This is a genomic window from Arthrobacter sp. UNC362MFTsu5.1, assembly GCF_000685965.1.
In the GTDB taxonomy this organism is placed as follows: Bacteria; Actinomycetota; Actinomycetes; order Actinomycetales; family Micrococcaceae; genus Arthrobacter.
In genome coordinates, this window is sequence record NZ_JMLE01000008.1 from 65334 (window position 1) to 87615 (window position 22282).

Consider the following 22282-nt stretch of genomic DNA (forward strand, 5'->3'; position numbering starts at 1 on the left):
TGCAAAGTGCCCCTTGAAGCAGATGTACTGGCAGCCTTCCCGGCAGAGGTCCAGATTCCCGCTGAGCTGGTTGCCGACGCTGTAGCGGCGTCTTCGGCAGCCTCCCCCCGCGTGCTTGTCGTGCTCGACGACGACCCCACCGGCACGCAGTCCGTTGCGGACCTGCCCGTGCTCACCCGCTGGGACGTTGCCGACTTCACCTGGGCCTTCTCCCACATCCGGGAGAACAACCTCAAGTCCGCCGTCTATGTCCTGACCAACACCCGCAGCCTGGACCCGGCCGAGGCCGCCGCGCGGAACGAAGAAATCGTCCGCAACGCGCTGGCCGCAGCCGGGAACACGGCCGGCTCCGCGGACGAAAAAGCGCTGCGCCTCGGTTTCGTCAGCCGCAGCGACTCCACCCTCCGCGGCCACTACCCGCTGGAACCTGATGTCATTGCCGCCACCGTCGCCGCCGAGACCGGCGAGGCCACCGACGGCGTTGTGATCGTTCCGGCATTCCCCGACGCCGGCCGCGTCACCATCGGCGGTGTGCATTACATGCGCGGCACCGGGGCGGAAGCGGGAACGCTCACCCCCGTGGCCGAGACCGAATTCGCCAGGGACGCAAGCTTCGGGTTCGCCAACTCCGAAATGGCCAAGTACGTCGAGGAGAAGTCGCAGGGCCGGTTCGCCGCTGACTCCGTGATTGTCCTGGACCTCAACATCATCCGTGCCGGTGCTGCCGCCGCGGATCCGGCCATCTCCGCCAAGGCCATCGCGGACGCCATCGAGTCCGCCACCGATTCCACGCCGATTGTGGCCGACATCGTCACCGAGAATGACTTCCGCGCCCTTTCCCTCGGCCTGGAAGAAGCAGAACGCCGTGGCAAGAAGCTGCTCTACCGCGTGGGTCCGCCCTTCGTCCGTGGCCGCATCGGCCAGGAAATCCGCGCCCAGCTCAGCGGCGAAGAGGCCTACGCCGGCAACACCCCCTCCGAAGCCGGCGGGCTCATCGTGGTGGGCTCCCACGTCGGCGTCACCACCCGCCAGCTCAAGGCACTGACGGAACAGCACAGCGCGGCCCGCATCGTGGAGATCGACGTCGAAAAGCTGCTTGGCGATAGCGCCGCCAGCTACCTGGACGAGACGGTGGACACGGTGGTGGAGTCGCTGCGCACCGGCGATGTCATCGTTCATACCAGCCGCCTCCTGATCAAGACGGACGACGCCGCCGAAAGCCTGCGGATCGCACGCACAGTGTCCGCCGCCGTCGTCGCCGTCGTGAACCGCACGCTCAAGACCTTCCCGCCGCGGTTTGTGATCGCCAAGGGCGGCATCACGTCCTCGGACGTCGCCGCGCACGGCCTGGAAATCCGCCACGCGATAGTCCGTGGCCCCATGCTCCCGGGCATCGTCAGCCTGTGGGAGCCGGTGGACGGCCCCGCCAAGGGCATCCCGTACATCGTCTTCGCCGGCAACGTGGGCGACGACCAGTCCCTCGCAGACGTCACGCGCAAGCTCAGCAACACCTTCTGAATCCCGACATAATTTCAATGGAGAACACCATGACCAGCAGCAACTACACCATCACCGTCCTGGGCCTTGGCGCCATGGGCCTGCCCATGGCCACCCGCCTCGCGTCCGAGCTGACCGTCCACGGTTTCGACATCGCCGAAGCCCGCCTGGAACTCGCCGCAGAAGCGGGCATCAAGACCTTCGCCTCCGCCCGCGAAGCTTCCGAAGGCGCAGACGCGCTCCTTCTGGCGGTCCGCAACGGCGAGCAGCTCAACGATGTCCTCTTCGGCGAGAACGGCGTGGCCTCCGTGCTCAAGCCGGGCGCCGTCGTGATCCTCGGCAGCACCGTGGGCACCGACGCCATCCCCGCCACCGTGGACCGCCTGGCCGCATACGGCGTCGAGCTCGTCGATGCGCCGCTTTCCGGCGGCCCGAAGCGCGCCGGTGAAGGCGACCTGCTGATCGTGGTGGGCGCATCGCCCGAGGCCCAGGAGAAGGCCCGTCCGGCCCTGGAACTGCTGGCCTCCACCCTCACCGTGGTGGGCGACAAGCCCGGCGACGGCCAGGCGCTCAAGACCGTCAACCAGCTGCTCTGCGGCGTCCACATCGCTGCAGCCGCCGAAGCCCTGGCCCTGGCCGATGCCCTCGGCCTGGACCAGGAGAAGACCCTCAAGGCCCTCGAAGCCGGTGCAGCGGGTTCGTTCATGCTTTCCAACCGCGGCCCGCGCATCCTGGAGGCCTACAACGAGGAAGGTGCCGAGGTGCTGAGCCGCCTGGACATCTTCGTCAAGGACATGGGCATCGTGGGCAAGGCCACCCGTGCCGCCGGCCTGGCCGCCCCCGTTGCCGCCGCGGCCGAGCAGCTGTACCTCCTGGGCCAGGCCCAGGGCCTCGCCGCGGCGGACGATTCCGCCGTCATCAAGGTTGTCGCCCCCACGAAGCGCACCGCATAATCCCCAACTAGAGCCCGACGACGGCGGTCCCCCCTCCGTCGTCGTCGTCGAACCACCTCGCCAGGCGTTGCCGGCGACGTCAAAGGAGACAATTCCCCATGAACCCCCTGATGAACTCCTTGATAGTGCGGGCCGCTGATGCCCCCGCCATCAAGCCGGCCGTGGAGCTGGGTACTCCGCTGCTGCTGACCATCGCCGCTCTCGGCATCGCACTCCTGCTGGTCATGATCATCCGCTTCAAGATCCAGGCCTTCGTGGCCCTGCTGACGGTCAGCATCCTCGTGGCCATCGCGTCGCAGATTCCGCTGAAGGACGTTTTCACCGTCGTGGCCACGGGCGTGGGCGGCACAATGGGCAAGGTCGCACTGCTGATCGCCCTCGGCGCCATCCTGGGCAGGATGATCGAGGTGTCCGGCGGCGTGCAGTCGCTGGCCTCGCACTTCACCGCGAAGCTCGGCGCCAAGCGCGTGGCAGTGGCGCTCACCGCCGTCGGCTTCCTGGTGGCCATTCCGGTGTTCTTCGAGGTCGGCGTGATCGTCCTGGTCCCGATCGTCTACGCGTTCGCCAAGATCGCCAAGGTCCACCCGGTGAAGTTCGGCCTGCCCATGGCCGGCATCATGCTGTCCATCCACGTCGCCGTGCCGCCGCACCCGGGCATCGTCGCCGGGGCAGGCGTCTTCGGAGCCGACATCGGGCTCATCACGCTGATCTCCCTGCTCATCTGCATCCCCCTCGGGTTCCTCTCCTACTGGGTTGCCAGCATCATGAACCGCAAGGAATACGAGCTCCTCCCGAGCGTCAAAGCACAGGTTGACGAGTTCGGTTCCGCTTCCCTGGTGCACGTGGGCCACGACGGCCCCGGTGCCCAGGCTGTTGCCCCGCCGCGCCCCGGCCTGATCATCTTCCTCATCGCCGCACCCATCGTGCAGATCCTCCTCGGCACCGTGGGCACCCTGACCATCAGCAAGGACAACTTCTGGTACGGCGTGGCCGCGTTCGTCGGCAACCCGTTCCTTGCACTGCTCGTGGCCGTTGGCCTGTCGTTCTTCCTGCTGGCTGTCCGCCGCAACTGGTCGCTGCGCGAAACCGGCGAGATCTTCGAAGGCGCACTGCCTCCCATCGCCTCCATCCTGATGGTGGTTGCCGCCGGCGGTGTGTTCGGTGAAGTCCTGCGCACCTCCGGCATCGGCGCGGCCCTCTCGCAGACCCTGGACCACCTGGGCCTGCCGCTGATCGTCCTCGGCTTCATCATCTCCCTGGCGCTCCGTGCCGCGCAGGGCTCCGCAACCGTGGCCATCGTCACCACCGCGGGCCTGCTCACCTCGGCCGTGGCCGAAGGCGGCTACACTCCCGCCCAGATCGCCGTGCTGGTCATCGCGATCGGCTTCGGATCCCTGGGCCTGTCCCACGTGACCGACGCCGGCTTCTGGACCGTGGTCCGGTACTACGGGCTCACCGTGTCCGACGGCCTCCGCACCTGGACCGTCCTGACCACCATCCTGGGCCTGGCCGGCTTCGCCCTGACCTTCGTCGCCTGGATCCTGGTGGGAGGCCTGAGCGCCTGATGCGAGCCCGACTCGACCACCTGGTGGTTTCCGCCCTCCAGCAGGGCGCCGCCGTGCCGGCCTTCACCTGCTACGACTTCACCACAGCCCTGGCCGTGGTGGAGGCGGCGGAAGAGGCCGGCCGCGGAGCCATCCTGCTGGTGGCTCCCAAGACCGCCGCAACCCCCAACGGGCTGCGCCTCATCGCCGCGCTCCGCGGACTGGCCGACTCCGCCGGCGTCCCGATTGCCGTGCAGCTGGACCACGCCTCCGATCTTCAGGTGATCGCCGACGCCGTCGCAGCGGGGGCGGACTCGGTCCTCGCCGACGGTTCGTCGCTGCCCTACGAGGACAACGTCGCGCTGGTCCGCGAAGCGCGGGCCGTGCTGGCGGCGCAGGGCCATGCCGACGTCGTGATCGAAGCGGAACTGGGCGGACTCGCCGGTGACGAGGACCGCGCCTTCGGAGCGGACGCCTCCGGTCCGTTGACGGAAGGCAGCGCCACAGGCACAGCTGCCGGCACTGCCGGGCTGACCGACTCCGCCCAGGTGGAAGACTTCGTGGCCCGCACCGGCGCCCAGCTGCTGGCCGTGGCCGTGGGCAATGTGCACGGCAAGTACCAGGGGGAGCCGCAGCTGCGGTGGGACGTGCTGCAGGACATCGCAGTGCGGACCCACATCCCGCTGGTGCTGCACGGCGCGTCCGGAATCCCGGCCGAAGAGCTGGTCAAGGCCGCCGCCATGAACGTGGGCAAGGTGAACTTCAACACCGAACTCCGCACCGGCGTGCTGGCCACGCTGGAAGCCGAAACCGGTCCGCACCGTGCCGACGGCGAGAATCTCCAGGGACTCCTCGGGAAGTGGAACGCCTCGGCCAGGGACTTCGCCGCCGGCGCGCTGTCCACGCTCACGAAGTAGCGGAACAGTAAAACTCCCAACGGGGGAGGCTAGGATCGAGCCATGATCCCGGCCTCCCTCGTTTTCGCGTTTGTCGCTGCCCTGCTGCATGTCTACATCTTCACGATGGAGTCCGTCACCTGGACCCGGCCGGCCACCTGGAAGCGCTTCGGCGTCGCCTCACAGGCCGACGCCGAGACCACCCGTTCGCTGGCCTACAACCAGGGCTTCTACAACCTGTTCCTGGCCGTCGGCGCGCTGATCGGCGCGGGCGCGGTCATCCTCGGCCAGCCGGTAGCCGGCTGGACCCTCATCTTCGCCTCCTGCGGTTCCATGCTGCTGGCGGCCGCCGTCCTCGCCCTGACCGGGCGGAAGTACCTCCGCGCGGCCGCCACGCAAGGCACGACGCCGCTGCTCGCCGTCGTGCTCGGCCTCCTGGGGCTGCTGCTCGGCTAAGCCCGCGCCAATGCGCCGCCCGGCGTAGCTTCTGGTCCTTGACGGACGCCCGGCGGACAATGGACAGTACGCAGGGAATCGTTCCGCCTCGGTAGGGAGCGCAATGGGTGTTCCGCAGCAGCCGCAGCAGGCAGGCGCAGGGCAGGTCGCGCCCGCACCGGACCGCGACGCAGTGATCGACCTTGCCCGCTTCTTCTGCCTGGCCCTGGTGGTGGTGGGACACACCATGATGGTCAGCCCGGTACTCCACCCCGACGGCACGGTGACCACCGAAAACACCCTCGCGCTCCAGGACTGGTTCGAGCCGATCATCTGGATCTTTATGGTGATGCCGCTGTTCTTCGTTGCCGGCGGCATCACCGGACTGCAGTCCTGGCGGCGGCTCAAGGCCCGCGGCGGCAGCGGACTCGAGTTCGCCCAGGCCCGGCTGCTGCGCCTGATCCGGCCGGCCGCCGCCCTGCTGGCCGTGATGTTCGCCGGGCTGTGGGCGGCCCGGCTGTTCGGCGTGGAACCGCAAGTGGTGGAACTGATCGTCACCGGCGCAGGAATGCCCCTCTGGTTCCTGGCCGCATATCTGGCGGCCCAGCTGAACATTCCCCTGCTGGCGGCGCTCCATGACCGTGCCCCCTGGCTGTCACTGGCCGGCCTCACCGCGCTGGTGGTGGCAGTCGACTGCTTCCGCGGCACCCTGCCGCTGCTGGCGTACGCCAACATCCTGTTCCTGTGGTGCGCCGTCCAGCAGCTGGGGTTCGTGCTCGCCGATGCGCCACGGGAGAGGATCCGCGCCTCCACGCTGGTGGGCGTCATCGTCGCCAGCAACGTCCTGCTGGGGCTGGTGACGGGCCTGGGGCTGTACCGCGGCAACATGCTGGTGAACCTGAACCCGCCCAACTTCTGCCTGCTGCTGCTTGGCGCGGCCCAGGCTGCGGCGCTCCAGCTCTCCCGGCCGGTGCTCACGGGTGTCGCGTCGGCGCGGTGGGTCCGGGCCGTGGTGGGGCTGGCCGGACGGCGCGCCATGACCGTTTACCTGTGGCACCTGCCGCTGCTGGCAGCCATGTCCGGGCTGCTCCTGCTGACCGATTTTCCCAAACCGCCGGCCGGGACCGCAGCATGGTGGTGGTCGCGTCCGCTGGTCCTGCTCGGCGTCATCGCTCTCCTGCTCCCGGTGCTGGCAGTGTTCGGGCGGCTGGAAGAACGTCCGACGGCGTCTGTCCACTCCCGCCGCCGGCCTCCCGCCGCGGTGGTGACCGCCGTCGTCGTCGTGTTTGTACCGGTGGCCGACGCAGCGCTCAACGGACTGACGCTCGCCCTGCTGGGCGGGGGAGCGGCGTGCTTCGCCCTGGCGGTGCTCCTGCTCGGCCGGATTCCGCCGCGTCCGTCCGCGCCGGGAGGCCGTAGCGGACCATTGCCACAGGCGCCTTTAAGTGCCAATGTCGAACCATGACGGAGAACACCGTATCCAGCGAAGACACGTTCAGTCCGGACGTCACCACCATCCGGAATGATGACCTGCACCGCTACGAACTGCTTGTCGGCGGGAAGCTGGCGGTCGAGTCGCGCTTCGTGGACAGACCCGGGCATGTGGACTTCATCCACACCGACACGGCGGCGGAATTCAAGGGACAGGGGCTGGCAAAGGTGCTGGCCCATTTCGCCCTCGATGACGTGGTGTCCGCAGGGAAGCGGATCATCCCGCATTGCCCCTTCATCTACGCCTACTTGAAGAAGCACGACGCGTACGAACAGTTCATCGATTGGCCCGAGCAGCCGCCCACGGACCAAATAACCGCGTCCTAGCGTTGGGCCCGTCTGGGGAGGGCAGGCTTAGTCGTCGAAGTGGGTGGACGGCGATTCCGGGGCGAACGATGCCACGAGCTTTTCCGCCACGTCACGAAGCTTCAGGTTCCGGCCGCTGGAGGCCTTGGTGAGGATGGACATCGCTTCCGCCTGCGAACACCGGTTCTGGCCCATGATGATGCCGGCTGCAAGGTCGATGGCGGTGCGGGACTCCATGGCCGCCCGCAGGTCCGCGGCCAGCTTCTGCTGCATGCCGATTCTTACCGCGAGGCGGAGCGCCTTCTCGGCCTGGGCGGCAAACTGTTCGGCTTTCTGGACCGCGGCGGCGTCGAAGATGTCCGGGGCCGCAACAAAAACGTTCAGTGCAGCGGCAGCGCCGGCGTCAAGCGTCAGCGGTACTCCGAGCATGCTGAACTGCCCCATGGAGGCAATGGCGTGGCCGTATTCCGGCCAGCGGGGGTCCGTGCGGGTGTCCCGGACCAGTACCGTGGTGCCCGTCGTCATGGCGTGGAGGCACGGGCCTTCGCCGAAGCCGTGCTGGATCTCGTCGAAAAGGCGGGCCGCCGGGTTGCTCCAGGCCGCCGTTGTGGTCCTGTGGTGCCGGCTCAGGGTCACGGCACAGGAAACATCCCGGCCGAGGGTGCGTGAGAGGGCGGCAGCTGAAAGCTCACAAAGCTCCGCAAGGAACCCGTTGACGTCGTCGCTGTTGATGACCAGATCCTGCAGCTGTTCGGCCACGGATGCGTCCAGCGTGATCTCGTCCATCCCCCAAGTCTAGGTCCGGTGGGAAGTGAAAGACCCGGCGCGGAGGGCAGCTTGTGGCGCGGTCAACAATTTCGTATGGTTTAGGTGAGTTATGAAGCTGGCTCTTGGATGTCTCTGTGGGAGAAGCCTTGAACCATAAATTGCGTGTGCTGGTCCGTGTGGACGTTGATCCCGGACGAGTGACCCTGGAAGTCTCAGGCTGCCTGACCCAGGCCAATTACCCCGTATTGCTTCACATCATGCGCCGCGGACGCCGCCTCTCCCCGCAGCAGGACATCACGGTGGACCTCCACAATGCGTCCCACCTTGACCCCGAGGTCCTGATGTACCTGCGCCACATCGCCGGAGGCAAGGCTGAGAGCGCCGCGAATACCGGGCATAGTGTGAGCGGCTCCGACGCGTTCCGCCTCACCCTCAATGAGCCGGCGGAAGTTCCCATCTGCCTGGAGCATGCCGGGCTGGCCGGCGGCGAAGAGGCCACGCTGGACAGCGAAATCAACGCCCTGCTGGATTCCGACGCTTCTGCCGGTCTGGACATCGACGAAAACCTGGCAGCGGCCGGGGAGCAGCGCACCATCGACGGCCTGGAGCTCTCCGAATACCTCGAGGGCAACCTGGATCCAGCCTCCACGGTCCGGGCATTGTCCGATGACGCCCTCGGGAAGCTGGCCGACGCCCTGTACCGTCATTTGGACACGCCGAGCCCTTCCTTCGGTGCACACACCTGGTACGAACTGGCCGCCGAGGAACTCCATGTACGGCACCTGACGGAGCCCGAAGGCCCGTCGCAGGAGGAAATCGCCGCGGGCTGACAGCCCGGTCCGCCGTCATCATCCGCTCCGCACCTTAGCCCTTTTTCGGCCGGGCGGATAAGGTTGGACTGACTCAGGACAGTCCGCCCTTCCACGTTCCCTTGGTCTCACTTCGGAGCCGGATCCCCACCGGGCGGCTGACTGAACGGACGAGGATCCAGGGGGACAGCCGGGCCATGACACCACGGCAACTGACCATCAGGCTTATTGTTTTGGCTACTGCCATCCTGGGCCTGAACTACATCATTTGGCGTTGGATGGTTTCCATCAACTGGGAAGCCTGGTGGATCGCGGTACCTCTGGTCCTGGCGGAAACCTACTCCCTGCTCGATTCCCTGCTGTTCGGCGTCACCATGTGGCGGTACAAGCAGCGGGACACTCCGCCACCGCCGCCGGCCGGCCTCACGGTGGACGTTTTCATCACCACCTACAACGAGCCGTTCGACCTCGTTATGGGAACGGCACGGGCAGCCAAGAACATCGCGTATCCGCACCGGACCTGGATCCTCGATGACGGCAACCGTGCCGACTTGCGGGCCATCGCCGAGGCGGAGGGCATCGGCTGGATCACCCGGTCCGAGGACTGGGCCAACCGTCCCCGGCACGCCAAGGCCGGCAACCTCAACAACGCACTGCTCGCCACGGACGGCGAGTTCATGCTGATCCTCGACGCGGACCAGGTGCCGGACCCGAAGATCCTCGACAACACGCTGGGCTATTTCAACAACCGCAGGATGGCCCTGGTCCAGACCCCGCAGGTGTTTGTCAACGTTCCGCCCAACGATCCGCTGGGCAGCCAGGCGCCGCTTTTCTACGGGCCCATCCAGCAGGGCAAGGACGGCTGGAACGCGGCCTTTTTCTGCGGTTCAAACGCGATCATCCGGCGGGAAGCGCTGATGCAGCTGGGGGTCATGCGCTACGTCTCGGAAACAGAGCTGGCACTGAACAAGGCGCTCAAAACGGCGGACAAGGTGGTGGCCAAAGCGAGGCGCCAGCTTGGACCCGGGCAGGAACGGCTGGCATCCGCGCTCTCCACCTTGGCGACGGACCTGCAGCAGGTCCGTCGCGAGCTTAGCGAGGGGCAGGCCATTGCCGACGTCACCTACCGGTTCCAGGAACGCGTGGACGCCGTGGCCCGGAACCTGGTGGCGGAAGACTTCGCGGCGCTGCACGCCGAACTGAACTCCATTGAGGGGCTGTCCCGCACCATCGACGTGGACGGCTCCCTCGCCGTCGTCGACGACGTTGCCCTGGACAGGCTGTCCCAGCGCGACTGGTCCCCGCTGGGAGCGGTGGAAACCGTCCGCGTCCTGATCGATTCCGTCAATGCCGAGAAAGCCGGCGAGGCGCAGGCCGTGATGCCGCTGGCCACGATCTCGGTGACAGAGGACATGGCCACCTGCATGCGGCTGCATTCCCTCGGCTGGGAATCGGCCTACCACCACGAACGGCTGGCCGACGGCCTGGCCCCCGAAGACCTTGACTCGATGCTGACCCAGCGGCTCCGGTGGGCCCAGGGCACCATGCAGGTCATGTTCCGGGAGAACCCGTTTATGCAAAAGGGGCTCAGCCTGGCCCAGCGGCTGATGTACCTGGCAACCATGTGGAGCTATCTGTCCGGCTTCGCCGCGGTGGCCTACATCGCCGCCCCCGTCATCTACCTGACCCTCGGGATCCTCCCGGTCCAGTCCCTGAGCAACGAATTCTTCCTCCGGCTCATCCCGTTCCTGGTGATCAACCAGATCCTGTTCATGGTGGTGGGACGCGGGGTGAAGACGTGGCGCGGCCAGCAGTATTCGCTGGCGCTGTTCCCCACCTGGATCAAGTCCGTCACCTCCGCCTTCGGGAACGTGTTCCTGGGCCGGGACCTGGACTTCCGGGTCACCCCCAAGACACTGCAGGCACGCAGCCGGCTGCCGTGGCACCTGGTCCGGCCGCAGCTGATAGCCATGGCTGTCCTGGTCCTGGCGGCCGGAGTGGGTGTGATCCGGCTGTTGCTGGGCCAGGGCGATCTCCTGGGCAGCACCGTCAACTTTGTGTGGATAGCCTTCGACCTGCTGATCTTCAGCGTGGTCATCGAGGCCGTCCGCTACCCCGGCTATGATGCCTGGCTGGACAGCACCAAAAAGAAAGAGGGAAATCCATGATCGAATTCAACAACGAGACCCTGGCCAACGGGGTGGGCGTAATCCGTCCGGTGGGCCGGCTCAATATGGTGTCAGCACCGCACCTCGGCGCCAACATTGATGCCCTGATCGGCGACGGCACGGTCCGGCTGGTGGTGGACCTTGCCGGCACCGACTTCATTGACTCGTCCGGCCTGGGCGCCCTGATTACCGGGCTGAAGAAGACCCGGCAGGCGGGCGGAGACCTCCGGCTGGCCAACCCCACGGCACAGATCACGGCTGTCCTGGAAATGACCAACCTCAACAGGGTGCTGCAGCCGGTCGCCTCGGTGGACGGAGCCTATTGATGAGCAGCGAGTTCAGCCTGCGCGCCGCCGCGGTGCCCGAAAGCCTGGAGCTGATCCATGAGCTGCTCGAGGACGTCTGGGCGGGCGAACCCGGCATTGAACCCATGGACCGCATCAGGTTTGAAACGGCGCTGATCGAGGTGGCATCCAACATCATCGAGCACTCCCGCCCGGCCGGCACGGACCCCGTGCGGTTCGTCCTGGCAGTGGAGTGCGAGCCGGAGCGGCTCTTTGCCGAATTCACGGACAACGCCAGGCCCGCCGGCATCGACCTCACCGCTGCCGAGATGCCGGATGACATGTCCGGGAGCGGGCGCGGACTTGCCCTGGCCAAGGTGGCGTTGGACCAGTTTTCCTACGCCAAGGAGGACGGCGGGAACCGCTGGACACTGCTCTGCCGGCGCAAGTCGGCGGCCACCGCCGCGCACTGAGCCGGCCACGGCCGCGCACTATACCGGCCACGGCTGCACCTGGAGCGGCAAATTCTGCCTCAATCACCTCCCGAACGACAGTCAATGACGCTCCATTGAGCCGGCAAAACCCCGCAAATCCGCCGATTTCATAATTAGCTCACAAAAGTTTGACTAAAAGGTTTACCTAAGTAAGGCTTGCCTTGCTACGTTAGCGCGCCTCCAAACGCCTACCAAAAGGAAAACCTTGTGACGCTGTTGCCCCGTGTGGACGAGAAACCCCTGGACCTGCCCGCCCCTGCCGGCGGGCACGATTTCGGCTCCCGGGTGGAGCTTGCCCTCGCCGCCACCAACCACCTTTTCAACTCCCGAAATGCGCCCCGTTACGTGGCTCAGGTGCTTCAGGGCGTCAACGCCGTGGCCACCAAGCTGGAGCGGACCACCAAGCCGTTTACCGGCGTCGGACCCGGGGAACTGCAGGCGCGCGTCGGTGCGGTTGACCTGGACCGCCCCCTGCCGGACACGGCTGCCGCGCTGGCGGAACTTGAAGAGGTGTACCTGAAGGACGCCGTTTACTTCCATGACGCGAAGTACGCGGCCCACCTGAACTGCCCCGTGGTGATCCCGGCGCTGGTGGGGGAGAGCATCCTGTCCGCCGTGAATTCGTCGATGGACACCTGGGACCAGAGCGCGGGCGCCACCATGATCGAGCGCAGGCTCATCGACTGGACGGCTGAGCGGCTGTCCCTGGGTGACGCTGCCGACGGCGTGTTCACCTCCGGCGGCAGCCAGTCCAACTTCCAGGCGCTGCTTATTGCCCGCAACCATGCCGTGGCCGGGCTGCGGAAGCTCCCGGGCAATGAGTCCCTCCGGCTTCCCGCCCTGCTGGAGAAACTGCGGGTCTTCGCTTCCGAAGACAGCCACTTCAGCATCCGCAAGTCGGCCTCCATGCTGGGGCTGGGGTACGACGCCGTGGTGCCGGTGGCCTACGGGCCGGACCACCGGATGGACCCCGCCGCGCTGGCCGGTGCGCTGGCGCAAACGGCCGACGCCGGGCTGGTCCCGATCGCTGTGGTGGGCACCGCCGGGACAACCGACTTCGGCGCGGTGGACCCGCTCGTCGACGTCGCCGCCCTGGCCCGGGCGTACGGGGCCTGGTTCCACGTGGATGCCGCCTACGGCGGCGGGCTGATGCTCTCCGGCCGCTACCGCCACCGGCTGGACGGGATCGGCCTGGCCGACTCCGTCACCGTGGATTTCCACAAGACCTTCTTCCAGCCGGTGAGCTCCAGTGCCCTGCTGGTCCGGGACCGCGCCATGCTGCGGCACGTGACCTACTACGCCGATTACCTCAACCCGGAGAGCGCCGCGCTGGCGGACATTCCCAACCAGGTGGACAAGAGCATCCAGACCACGCGCCGCTTTGACGCCCTGAAGCTCTGGTTGACCCTCCGGATCATGGGCGCGGACGCCGTCGGCGCCCTGCTGGACGAGGCGATAGACCTTGCCGCACGCACCGGGCAGGCACTGGCCGCTGATCCCGACTTCGAGCTCGTTGCCGAACCCCAGCTCAGCACGCTCGTGTTCCGCTACCGCCCGCTCCTGGCCGACGGGACGCGCCTCGACGAGGACGCCGCGGACACCCTCAACCCGGCGATCCGCGCCGCGGTATTCGCCTCCGGCGCGGCAGTGGTTGCCGGAACGAAGGTGGCCGGACGGCACTACCTGAAGTTCACCCTGCTGAACGCCGAGGCCACTCCGGAAGACATCAACACGATCATCAGCATGCTGCGCCGCACGGGTGAAGCGCTGCTGACCGGACAGGGGGCTGCAGCATGAGCACGTCCACTCCCTCCAGCACCTCAGGCTCCAGCACCCCAAGCTCCAGCACCTCGAGTGAGGGGCGCATCTACGACTTCGCCGCAATCGGCGTCGGGCCCTTCAACCTGGGGCTCGCCGCGCTGACCGAGCCCATCGACGGGCTGGATGCCGTCTTCCTGGAACGCCGCGACTCGTTCGACTGGCACCCCGGCATGATGCTGGAACCGGCCCACCTGCAGGTCCCGTTTATGGCGGACCTCGTGACGCTGGCCGACCCCACTTCCCCGTATTCGTTCCTGAACTTCCTCAAGCAGACCGGCCGGCTCTACCGCTTCTACATCCGGGAAAACTTCTACCCGCTGCGCGCCGAGTACAACCAGTACTGCCAGTGGGTGGCCGGCCGGCTCCGGTCGGTGCGGTTCGGCACGGACGTCCGGGAGATCACGTACGACGACGGCGTGTACACGCTCTCCGTGGACGGTCCCGCCGGGCCGGAGGTGCTGCGTGCGCGGCGGCTGGTGCTGGGCACCGGGACGTCGCCGTACGTCCCCGCGGCCTGTGACGGAATCGTCGAGGCGGCAGCCAACGGCGGGGGACTGGTCCTCCACAACGCCGAGTACCTGTCGAGGAAGAGTGAGCTGCAGAAGCAGCGGAGCATCACCATCGTGGGCAGCGGCCAGAGCGCGGCGGAAATCTACTATGAGCTGCTGCAGGAGATCGACGTCCACGGGTACCAGCTCAACTGGGTCACCCGGTCCGGCCGGTTCTTCCCGCTGGAGTACACCAAGCTCACCCTGGAGATGACGTCGCCGGAGTATGTGGACTACTTCCACGGCCTCCCGGAGGAACAACGCGACGGCCTTATCAGGAGCCAGAAGAACCTGTACAAGGGCATCAACTCCGAGCTCATCGACGCCATCTACGACCTCCTCTACACCAAGAGCCTCGCCGGCATCGTGGACACGCAGCTGCTGACGCACGCTGCCCTCACCGGGGCCTCGTGGGACCCCGTCTCCGGCACCCACACCCTGCAGCTCCGGCACGAGGAGCAGGGCGCCGACTACGAACTGGACACCGAAGCCGTGGTGCTGGCCACCGGCTACGGCTACCGCGAGCCGGAGTTCCTCGCCGGCGTGCAGGACCGGATCGCACGGGACGGCCGCGGCAGGTTCGCCGTCGAGCGCAACTACAGCACCGGCGTCGAACCCGGCGAGATCTTCGTCCAGAACGCGGAGCTCCACACCCACGGCTTCGTCACCCCGGACCTCGGCATGGCCGCCTACCGCAACTCCTGCATCCTGCGCGAAATCACCGGCCGCGAGGTCTACCCCGTGGAACAAAGCATCGCGTTCCAGCAGTTCGGGGTTCCCGCGCCGGCCGTGGCTGAACCGGGAAGGCCTGAACCGGACATGCCTGAACCGGGCATGTCTGTGCCGACGGGGGTGAACGCATGAGTTTCACGTTCCGCTGCTTCGACCCCGACGCCGACGCAAAACTCCTGCACAGCTGGGTAACCCGGCCCTATGCAGCCTTCTGGGGGATGCAGTCCGCGTCCGTGCAGGACGTTGCGCAGGAATACTCGAAGATCCAGTCCAGCGGTCATCACCACGCGCTGCTGGGGCTCGACGCCGGCGTTCCCGCCTTCCTGATGGAGGAGTACCTTCCGGTTTTCTCTCCACTGGCCGGCCGGTACGCCGTGCAGCCGGGGGACATCGGGATGCACCTGCTGGTGGCACCGCCGGCCGGTCCGCCGCGCCCCGGCTATACCGCCGCCGTGATGGAGACGGTCCTGGACCGGCTCTTCGCCAAGGACAAAGTGGAGCGCGTGGTGGTGGAGCCCGACGCCCGGAACCACAAAATCCATGTGCTTAACGAGCGGCTCGGTTTCCAGCCGGCAGGGGAGATTGCACTGCCGGACAAGCAGGCCCTCCTCAGCTTCTGCACCCGGGAGGCCTTCCATGCGGCCCGCGCCGCCCGTCATTCATCCCCGATCCAGCCATCCCCGATCCGCCAGTCCCCGATCCGCCAGGGAGCGTCGCTTTGACCACCGCAGAACTTGAATCCATCCTCACCGCAGCAAACGCCGCAACCCACCTCACGCCGGAACGCTGGGCCGTCGCCAACCGGCACCTGGTCCGCAAGGCGCTCGCCGAGTTCTCCCACGAGCGCATCCTCAGCCCGGAGCGGATCAGCGCCGAACGGATCAGCCCGGAGCGGACCAGCGCCGGGGACTACCGGGTGCTCAGTGACGACGCCGCAGTTGAATACCGGTTCTCCGCCAGGATCCTGCACCTTGAGCACTGGTCCGTCGACGCTGCTTCCATCACCTGCAACCGGGACGGGCAGGACGCGCCCCTGGATGCGCTCCGGTTCATCACCGAATTCCGCGACACCCTGGGGATCAGACCGGAGATGCTCCCGGTCTACCTTGAAGAGATCAGCAGCACGCTTGCCAGCCACGCCTACAAGCAGTGGATCGGCCAGCCGTCGTCCGCGGAACTGGCGGCAGGAGTGACCGGCGGAGCCGACGTCGCAACGGACTTCCAGGCCATTGAGCGCAGCATGACCGAGGGCCATCCCTGCTTCGTGGCCAACAACGGCCGGCTGGGTTTCGGCATCAGCGATTACCGCGCCTTTGCCCCGGAAACCGGCGCTCCCGTGCAGCTGGAATGGATCGCGGTCCACCGGAGCAAGGCGGTGTTCACCTCCAGCGAGGGCCTGGACTATGCAGCCCACCTTGACGCCGAACTGGGTGCGGGCACCCTGGCCTACTTCGACGCCGAGCTCGGTGCCCTGGGACTGGACCCTGCCGCGTATTTCCTGATGCCGGTGCACCCGTGGCAGTGGGAGAACAAGCTGACGGTGACCTTCGCGGCCGAGATCGCCCAGCAGCACATCGTGCACCTCGGGATCGGGGCGGACGGCTACCAGGCCCAGCAGTCCATCCGGACGTTCTTCAACACCGCGTCCCCGGAAAAGGCGTACGTCAAGACCGCCATGTCGGTGCTGAACATGGGGTTCATGCGCGGGCTGTCCCCGCAGTACATGAAAGCCACGCCGGCCATCAATGACTGGCTCCAGGACCTGATCGGCGGCGATGAAGCCCTGCAGGCCCGCGGGCTGGCCATGAGCCGGGAGGTGGCGGCGATCGGATACCACAACGGCTACTACGAGGAAGCCGCGCCCAAGGATTCGCCCTACCGGAAGATGCTGTCCGCGCTCTGGCGCGAAAGCCCGCTGCCGCTTCTGGAGGAGGGGCAGCAACTTGCCACCATGGCCTCGCTCCTGCACACCGATTCCGCGGGCACACCCATGGTCTCCGCCCTGATCGAACAGTCCGGACTGGAACCCGGCGAGTGGCTGCGCCGGTACTTCGAGGCCTACCTCGTGCCGCTGGTGCACTGCCTGTACCGCTACGAACTGGCCTTCATGCCGCACGGCGAGAACGTGATCCTGGTGCTCCACAGCGGGGTGCCCGTGCGGGCCGTCATGAAGGACATCGCCGAGGAAATCGTGGTGATGGGGAACCGGATCGAACTGCCGGACGCCGTATCGCGGATCAAGGCGGATATCCCCGACGACGAGAAGGTCCTGGCCATCTTCACCGACGTGTTCGACTGCATCTTCCGGTTCCTCGGCGCCCTCCTCGAGGAAGACGGCGTCCTCCGGGGCGAGGAATTCTGGCGCATCGCGGCCGGGTCCATCCGCGATTACCAGGCGGAGCACCCCGAACTCGCGGACCAGTTTGCCCGGCACGACTTGTTCGCGCCCGACTTCCAGTTCTCCTGCCTCAACAGGCTGCAGCTGCGCAACAACCAGCAGATGCTGGACCTCGCGGACCCGTCCGGCGGCCTGCAGATGGCCGGCAGGCTGGTGAACCCGCTGGCAAAGTTCGCCTAGGAAGTTCACCGAGATGGCATGTCACGGCAGTCGTGGTCGCAGATACTGCCGTGAGGTGCCATCTCGGCGCCGGATAAGGGAGGCGCCGGGCGCACAGTGCCACTAGGCTTCTGCCATGACCGAACAAGTTCCCGGACCCACGGCCCTGATCACCGGCGCGACGGCGGGCCTTGGTGCCGAGTTTGCCCGCCAGCTCGCGGAACAGGGGCACCACCTGGTGCTGGTTGCACGCGATGCGGAGCGCCTGCGGGCCGCCGCGCACGAACTGGAGAACAACTACAGCATCACCGCCGAGGTGCTCTCCGCGGACCTGACCGACGACGCCGGGGTGGCCGCCGTCGTCGAACGCCTTTCCGACTCTTCACGGCCGGTGGAGATCCTGGTCAACAACGCCGGCATCGGGTTGCTGAGATCCTTCGACCAGAACAGCCTCGACGAGGAACGCAGGCACCTGCGGCTGCATGTCCAGACGCCCATGGAACTGTGCCACGCGGCCCTGCAGGGCATGCTGGCCCGTCATTCGGGCAGGGTCATCAACGTGGCCAGCGTCGCCGCCTTTGCGAACCGGGGGAGCTACTCGGCGGCGAAGGCCTGGCAGGTGAGCTTCAGCCGCTGGGCGAACCTGGCCTACGCCGGCAGCGGGGTCAAAGTCACGGCCGTGTGCCCGGGGTTCACCCACACCGAATTCCATGACCGGATGGGCATGGACAAAACCGTGGCCCCGCGGTGGCTGTGGCTGCACGCGGACCGAGTTGTCCGCGAGGGCCTGGCGGACAACGAACGCGGCCGCGCGGTGTCCATCCCCACCAAGCGGTACAAAGTGGTGGCCGCCGTGTCCCGGATGCTGCCCGCACGGTTTACGTCCGGGCCGGCGAAACGGCCCGCAAAGTAGCCGCTGGGTTCAGCTGGGCGGTTGCCGGCGGACGGCCCGCCGCCGGACCAGCACAATCACCAGGATGCCAACCACGGCTCCCACGACGGTTTCCACGGCTCGTTCCGTGATGAGGACGTAGGGGTCCGCCGGGGCGGCAAGTTGCGTCATCAGGAGGATGACGGGTGTGAAGGACACCATGGCGAGGCCGTAGTGCCTGGTCATAAAGAGTTCGGTGGTGAACTGGAAGATGATGACCAGAAGCGCCAGCACGGCGGCTTCAGCCCCGGGGAAAAACGTCAGCGGCGCCCACGGCACCGGAAGAAGTACGACGGCGACCAGCACCAGACCGAGGAATGTCCCCACCATGCGGTGGAGGCCGCGGTGCACACTGCTGGGCAGGTCGGCGCCGGCGAGGGGAACCGCGGCGGCAGCCATGGCCCAATGCGGGTGGCCGCTGCCGCTGAGAACACCGATGGAGCCGGCAGTTCCCACTGCCAGGACGTAGCGCGCCGCATGGATCACGGCTGCCTGTCGCCGTACTCCGCTGAGCGGTGCGGCTGCCCGGACCGCTCCCGGCTGCCACTTCCGGCCACGGACCCAGCCGCCAAATCCAACGGCTATTGAAAACGCCGCGGAGGCGGCTGCGATGAGCAGCGCCGCGAACCAGGGAATGCTGGTGGTGACTGAGGCGCAGGCACCGAGGGCCAGGATGCCGAAGAAGGGGCCGTTGGGCTTCAGGTTCACCCGGTCGGAGAACACCGAGCCGATGCCGGCCAGGACGGCTTCCACACCCACCAGCCACCAGGAGTGCAGGTGGTTGACGGACAGGAAAATGCCGACGCCAACGCCGCTGAGCAGGACCAGCGCGGCCTGGGCCTGATGGGTGAGGCGGAGCTGGTGGGGCTCGGAGCGTCCGTACATCCCGGTCAGGGCACCGAACACGGCATAGATGATCAGGTCCGGGCGGCCGAAAACCAGGAGGGCGAGGGAGGGGACGGCCACGCTGACCGCCACGCGCAAGGCGGACAAATGATCATTGTTGGCCGGGCCGAGGCTATGCAGGTCGCGGAGATGCCGCCGGAGGACGTGGGCCATGGGTACCTCCGTTCGGTCTCTTGTGCGTTCGTTCCGAGCGCTCTTCCTCAAAAAAGTCTGCCAGACACGCGGAAGGCCTGCTTTGCACGCTGTCACAAAGGAACATCGTGCAAAGCAGGCCTCGTCGGCGGGGCAGCTGGGCTACAAGGCTAGGCCTTCGCAGGAACCTTTTCGGGTTCGCGCAGCTCGTCCTCAAACGGCAGGTCATCCAGGTTGATCAGCGGGTTCTCATCCTGGGTGGCCACCAGCTCCTGTGCCTCAGCCTTGGTGTCCACGCTGGGCATGGAGCCCGGCAGCGGACGGTTGGCCGATTCCTTCAGGAAGTAGATGGCTACAGCGCCGATGGCCGAGGTGGCCATCAGGTAGTAAGCGGGCATCATGTCGTTGCCGGTTGCCTTGATGAGCGCAGCCACGATGAACGGCGTGGTGCCGCCGAAGATCGCCACCGAGAAGTTGTAGGCAATGCCCATGGCGCTGTAACGGCTGGCCGTGGGGAACTGGGCCGGCAGCGCCGAGGCCAGGTTTGCCACATAGAAGGTGACCGGGAAGGCGATCAGTGACAGGCCGGCCAAGGTCGACCAGATGTCGCCGACGCCGATCAGGAGGAAGGCGGGCGCTGCCAGCACGATCGTGCTCACGGCACCGATCCACAGGACCGGACGGCGTCCGATGCGGTCCGAAAGCTTGCCGGTCAGCGGGATGCACAGGCTCATGACCACCAGCACGGGGATCGTCAGCAGCGTGCCGTGGACGGGGTCGTAGCCCTTGGCGTCGGTGAGGTACGTCGGCATGTAGGACGTCAGGGCGTAACCGGCGGTGTTTGCCGCGGCCACAAGGACCATGGCAACAATGATCGGGCGCCAGTTGGCCTTAACAACACCCACGGGGCCCTTGGCGGCAACGTCAGAGGACTTGGCTGCTTCCTTGCCGAGCTCTTCCTGGGCGTCCAGGGTTGCCTGGAACTGCGGGGACTCCTCAATCTTGCTCCGGAAGTACACCGCGATGAGGCCCAGCGGGCCGGCGAGCAGGAACGGAATACGCCAGCCCCACTCCTCCATGGCAGCCTGGCCCATGGTCAGCTGGAGGGCTGAGACGAGGGCGGCACCCATGGCAAAGCCGAGGTAGCTTCCCAGGTCAAGGAAGCTGGCGAAGAAGCCGCGGCGCTTGTCCGGGGCGTACTCGCTCACGAAGGTGGTGGCTCCGGCGTACTCGCCGCCGGTGGAGAAGCCCTGCACGATCTTCAGCAGCACCAGCAGGGCGGCCGCCCACAGTCCGATCTGCGCGTAGCCCGGGAGGAGGCCGATGGCGAAAGTACTCGCCGCCATCAGCATCAGGGTTGCTGCCAGGACCTTCTGGCGGCCCACTTTGTCACCGAACCAGCCGAAAATCACTCCGCCAAGCGGGCGGGCGATGAAGGTGGCGGCAAACGTGCCCAGCAGGAACAGCGTCTGCGTGGACGGATCGGATTCCGGCAGGAACACCGGACCCATGGTGGTGATCAGGTAGCCGAACACGCCGACGTCGTACCATTCCATGGTGTTACCCACGATGGTTCCGCCGAGCGCTTTCTTAAGCATTGGCTTGTTGACGACGTTGACATCGGAGACTTTGAGTCTGCGGCGAGGCAATAGCCTCGACTTCTTGGCGCTTTGGGGCGCCGCGCCCGGGGGCACACTTCCTGGCAAAATATTATCGGTTCCGCGGGCGTTGTTCGCGCCTGCTGAAGAGTCGGTCATGCTTCGGTCTGTGGGCATTTGGGCTTCTCCTATGGAGGTCATTTGCTTGCGACTTGTAGCTGCCCCGCTCTGGGCAGGCTTTCAATTTTACGCGATTTCCATGGTGTTTCCGAGTTCGGTGGCGTATGATCCGGGGTTTCAAGGGCAGAACGGCGGCCTGAACCCAAGCTATTTTGCGCCGTTTCACCGCGCCAGCACTGGAATCTGCGGATTTTCCGCATCGTTACCAAACCTTTTTCGGCCAGCGGCCCATAAAGCACCCAAATTCGCCGAATAATGCCCTTCAGCCCACACCTGCCAAGTGATGCGAGCGGGGCACGAATCCATCCGAACCGGGGGTTCCCAACCGGCCGGAACACTGCCTAAGGTTGACCCATGGGAACACTGATCTTCGGATAGGCCGGCGGCCGGCCGCCAGCGGTGTTCCTGCTGGCCTGTCCGCCCGCACCATTCACCAGCAAACAAAGCTCGTTGAGGCGTACTTCCGAGCTATCCGTTTCCGTCATACAAGGAGTGCTTCCATGACCCACAAAGACAACACCCAGGGCGCCGAACCGAAATCGGGCGCGGACACAGACCCGGACACAGAATCGCGGGAGGCCGGATCGCCGGAAGCCGGCCAGGGCATCAAGTCCCGGCTGACGGATGCCCAGAAGGAAATGCTGGCCAGCAAGTCCCGTGGCGGCGCCGGGTCGCAGAGCGTTTCACACGGCCACAAACCCACGCATGCCAGCGGCAAGCAAGGCCCTGCCCAGAAAAAAGTCCGCTGGTAGGTACTGCAGACAAGCCGTAACCGCAGACCTAATATTGGTGGACGCTTCATTTCAACGAGGAAAGGAAGAGCACAAAATGGCTGAGAAAAATCCTGGGGGACAGCTCGAACCGGAGCTTGCCAGTCACCTGGCGGAGTCAATGGACGAGGCGCCCGCGCCCGAGATGCCAGCTCCCGCGGGCCCCGTCAACGGCGGCCGGCAGTGGCCGGATGGCAACGGCAAGCGGCGTCATCCCAAGGAACGCGGCACCGCCCACGGCCGGATGGGCCATGAGGCAGCAGTGACCGCAGTCCACCGGACCGGCAGGCCGCAGATGCCGCACTCCTCCTAGACGGAATCCCCAAAAGACGGAATCCCGAATACCAACCCGGGGCCGGGCGACACCCAAAACGGGTTCCGCCCGGCCCTTCCCGTGTTTCGGTTAGCTCTGGTTTCCCGTGTTCCTGTTCCGGTCTGTCCGAATCCGGGATTTCCTGAATC

21 protein-coding genes are annotated in these 22282 nt (G+C 66.5%); 18 read left to right on the forward strand and 3 right to left on the reverse strand.

Features of this window, described 5'->3' with window-relative positions; all coding sequences use genetic code 11:
- Positions 1-6 precede the first annotated feature (6 nt).
- The 7 genes from BS38_RS0109605 to BS38_RS0109635 all read left to right on the forward strand — a co-directional run bounded on the left by BS38_RS0109605 (position 7) and on the right by BS38_RS0109635 (position 7143).
- A complete protein-coding gene (locus tag BS38_RS0109605) occupies positions 7-1518 on the forward strand; it encodes a four-carbon acid sugar kinase family protein (protein WP_028270605.1) in 1512 nt (503 codons plus the stop codon).
- Between the two features lie 29 nt (positions 1519-1547).
- On the forward strand, positions 1548-2450 hold the full coding sequence (locus BS38_RS0109610; protein ID WP_028270606.1) for an NAD(P)-dependent oxidoreductase: 903 nt from the start codon (positions 1548-1550) through the stop codon (positions 2448-2450).
- Between the two features lie 98 nt (positions 2451-2548).
- Entirely contained in the window at positions 2549-4015 is a 1467-nt protein-coding gene (locus tag BS38_RS0109615) for a GntP family transporter (protein ID WP_028270607.1), read from the forward strand.
- Entirely contained in the window at positions 4015-4911 is an 897-nt protein-coding gene (locus tag BS38_RS0109620; protein ID WP_028270608.1) for a class II fructose-bisphosphate aldolase, read from the forward strand. The genes BS38_RS0109615 and BS38_RS0109620 overlap by 1 nt, the downstream gene beginning before the upstream one ends.
- A 42-nt stretch (positions 4912-4953) precedes the next feature.
- Positions 4954-5346 (forward strand): DUF1304 domain-containing protein, encoded by a 393-nt coding sequence (locus BS38_RS0109625; protein ID WP_028270609.1) that lies wholly within the window; start codon positions 4954-4956, stop codon positions 5344-5346.
- Between the two features lie 103 nt (positions 5347-5449).
- Positions 5450-6790, forward strand: coding sequence for an acyltransferase family protein (locus BS38_RS0109630; RefSeq protein WP_028270610.1), 1341 nt, complete (start codon positions 5450-5452; stop codon positions 6788-6790).
- Complete coding sequence (locus BS38_RS0109635; RefSeq protein WP_028270611.1) at positions 6787-7143, forward strand: GNAT family N-acetyltransferase; 357 nt, start codon at positions 6787-6789, stop codon at positions 7141-7143. The genes BS38_RS0109630 and BS38_RS0109635 overlap by 4 nt, the downstream gene beginning before the upstream one ends.
- Positions 7144-7170: 27 nt before the next feature.
- Here BS38_RS0109635 and BS38_RS0109640 read toward each other — a convergent pair whose 3' ends face one another.
- A complete protein-coding gene (locus tag BS38_RS0109640; protein ID WP_028270612.1) occupies positions 7171-7908 on the reverse strand; it encodes a GAF and ANTAR domain-containing protein in 738 nt (245 codons plus the stop codon).
- Positions 7909-8036: 128 nt separating this feature from the next.
- Here BS38_RS0109640 and BS38_RS24835 point away from each other — a divergent pair, with 128 nt between their 5' ends.
- From BS38_RS24835 to BS38_RS0109690, 9 genes are all read left to right on the forward strand, one after another.
- Positions 8037-8720 (forward strand): hypothetical protein, encoded by a 684-nt coding sequence (locus tag BS38_RS24835; RefSeq protein ID WP_156037100.1) that lies wholly within the window; start codon positions 8037-8039, stop codon positions 8718-8720.
- Positions 8721-8896: 176 nt separating this feature from the next.
- Complete coding sequence (locus BS38_RS24840) at positions 8897-10867, forward strand: glycosyltransferase family 2 protein (RefSeq protein WP_043438256.1); 1971 nt, start codon at positions 8897-8899, stop codon at positions 10865-10867.
- Positions 10864-11193, forward strand: a complete 330-nt coding sequence (locus BS38_RS0109660; protein ID WP_028270613.1) for an STAS domain-containing protein — start codon at positions 10864-10866, stop codon at positions 11191-11193. Before BS38_RS24840 ends, BS38_RS0109660 begins: the two co-directional genes overlap by 4 nt.
- Positions 11193-11624 (forward strand): ATP-binding protein, encoded by a 432-nt coding sequence (locus BS38_RS0109665; protein WP_028270614.1) that lies wholly within the window; start codon positions 11193-11195, stop codon positions 11622-11624. The genes BS38_RS0109660 and BS38_RS0109665 overlap by 1 nt, the downstream gene beginning before the upstream one ends.
- 228 nt (positions 11625-11852) lie before the next feature.
- Positions 11853-13442 (forward strand): pyridoxal phosphate-dependent decarboxylase family protein, encoded by a 1590-nt coding sequence (locus BS38_RS0109670; protein ID WP_442853341.1) that lies wholly within the window; start codon positions 11853-11855, stop codon positions 13440-13442.
- Complete coding sequence (locus tag BS38_RS24845) at positions 13439-14878, forward strand: lysine N(6)-hydroxylase/L-ornithine N(5)-oxygenase family protein (RefSeq protein WP_051628824.1); 1440 nt, start codon at positions 13439-13441, stop codon at positions 14876-14878. The genes BS38_RS0109670 and BS38_RS24845 overlap by 4 nt, the downstream gene beginning before the upstream one ends.
- Positions 14875-15468 carry a GNAT family N-acetyltransferase gene (locus BS38_RS0109680; RefSeq protein ID WP_028270616.1) on the forward strand — a complete coding sequence of 198 codons (594 nt, stop codon included), beginning with the start codon at positions 14875-14877 and terminating at the stop codon, positions 15466-15468. The genes BS38_RS24845 and BS38_RS0109680 overlap by 4 nt, the downstream gene beginning before the upstream one ends.
- On the forward strand, positions 15465-17324 hold the full coding sequence (locus tag BS38_RS0109685) for an IucA/IucC family protein (protein WP_028270617.1): 1860 nt from the start codon (positions 15465-15467) through the stop codon (positions 17322-17324). The genes BS38_RS0109680 and BS38_RS0109685 overlap by 4 nt, the downstream gene beginning before the upstream one ends.
- A 115-nt stretch (positions 17325-17439) precedes the next feature.
- Positions 17440-18216, forward strand: a complete 777-nt coding sequence (locus tag BS38_RS0109690) for an SDR family NAD(P)-dependent oxidoreductase (protein WP_028270618.1) — start codon at positions 17440-17442, stop codon at positions 18214-18216.
- A 9-nt stretch (positions 18217-18225) separates the two neighbouring features.
- Here the strand turns inward: BS38_RS0109690 and BS38_RS0109695 are convergent, their stop codons facing one another.
- Both BS38_RS0109695 and BS38_RS0109700 read right to left on the reverse strand, forming a co-directional pair.
- Entirely contained in the window at positions 18226-19293 is a 1068-nt protein-coding gene (locus BS38_RS0109695; RefSeq protein ID WP_028270619.1) for an FUSC family protein, read from the reverse strand.
- Between the two features lie 149 nt (positions 19294-19442).
- Positions 19443-21047, reverse strand: a complete 1605-nt coding sequence (locus tag BS38_RS0109700; protein ID WP_028270620.1) for an MFS transporter — start codon at positions 21045-21047, stop codon at positions 19443-19445.
- A 503-nt stretch (positions 21048-21550) separates the two neighbouring features.
- Between BS38_RS0109700 and BS38_RS24850 the strand changes: the two genes are divergently transcribed.
- Both BS38_RS24850 and BS38_RS0109710 read left to right on the forward strand, forming a co-directional pair.
- Positions 21551-21802, forward strand: coding sequence for a hypothetical protein (locus BS38_RS24850; RefSeq protein WP_051628825.1), 252 nt, complete (start codon positions 21551-21553; stop codon positions 21800-21802).
- Positions 21803-21878: 76 nt separating this feature from the next.
- Positions 21879-22133 (forward strand): hypothetical protein, encoded by a 255-nt coding sequence (locus BS38_RS0109710; RefSeq protein WP_028270621.1) that lies wholly within the window; start codon positions 21879-21881, stop codon positions 22131-22133.
- Positions 22134-22282: the final 149 nt, after the last annotated feature.

Excerpts from the sequence above, each read along its gene's own strand:
- BS38_RS0109665 (WP_028270614.1), top strand. The coding sequence starts at position 11,193 with ATGAGCAGCGAGTTCAGCCTGCGCGCCGCCGCGGTGCCCGAAAGCCTG.
- BS38_RS0109660 (WP_028270613.1), top strand. The coding sequence starts at position 10,864 with ATGATCGAATTCAACAACGAGACCCTGGCCAACGGGGTGGGCGTAATC.
- BS38_RS24850 (WP_051628825.1), top strand. The coding sequence starts at position 21,551 with ATGACCCACAAAGACAACACCCAGGGCGCCGAACCGAAATCGGGCGCG.
- BS38_RS0109700 (WP_028270620.1), bottom strand. The coding sequence starts at position 21,047 with ATGCCCACAGACCGAAGCATGACCGACTCTTCAGCAGGCGCGAACAAC.
- BS38_RS0109690 (WP_028270618.1), top strand. The coding sequence starts at position 17,440 with ATGACCGAACAAGTTCCCGGACCCACGGCCCTGATCACCGGCGCGACG.
- BS38_RS0109630 (WP_028270610.1), top strand. The coding sequence starts at position 5,450 with ATGGGTGTTCCGCAGCAGCCGCAGCAGGCAGGCGCAGGGCAGGTCGCG.
- BS38_RS24845 (WP_051628824.1), top strand. The coding sequence starts at position 13,439 with ATGAGCACGTCCACTCCCTCCAGCACCTCAGGCTCCAGCACCCCAAGC.
- BS38_RS0109710 (WP_028270621.1), top strand. The coding sequence starts at position 21,879 with ATGGCTGAGAAAAATCCTGGGGGACAGCTCGAACCGGAGCTTGCCAGT.
- BS38_RS0109695 (WP_028270619.1), bottom strand. The coding sequence starts at position 19,293 with ATGGCCCACGTCCTCCGGCGGCATCTCCGCGACCTGCATAGCCTCGGC.
- BS38_RS0109610 (WP_028270606.1), top strand. The coding sequence starts at position 1,548 with ATGACCAGCAGCAACTACACCATCACCGTCCTGGGCCTTGGCGCCATG.
- BS38_RS0109640 (WP_028270612.1), bottom strand. The coding sequence starts at position 7,908 with ATGGACGAGATCACGCTGGACGCATCCGTGGCCGAACAGCTGCAGGAT.
- BS38_RS0109620 (WP_028270608.1), top strand. The coding sequence starts at position 4,015 with ATGCGAGCCCGACTCGACCACCTGGTGGTTTCCGCCCTCCAGCAGGGC.
- BS38_RS0109615 (WP_028270607.1), top strand. The coding sequence starts at position 2,549 with ATGAACCCCCTGATGAACTCCTTGATAGTGCGGGCCGCTGATGCCCCC.
- BS38_RS0109625 (WP_028270609.1), top strand. The coding sequence starts at position 4,954 with ATGATCCCGGCCTCCCTCGTTTTCGCGTTTGTCGCTGCCCTGCTGCAT.
- BS38_RS0109680 (WP_028270616.1), top strand. The coding sequence starts at position 14,875 with ATGAGTTTCACGTTCCGCTGCTTCGACCCCGACGCCGACGCAAAACTC.
- BS38_RS0109635 (WP_028270611.1), top strand. The coding sequence starts at position 6,787 with ATGACGGAGAACACCGTATCCAGCGAAGACACGTTCAGTCCGGACGTC.
- BS38_RS24840 (WP_043438256.1), top strand. The coding sequence starts at position 8,897 with ATGACACCACGGCAACTGACCATCAGGCTTATTGTTTTGGCTACTGCC.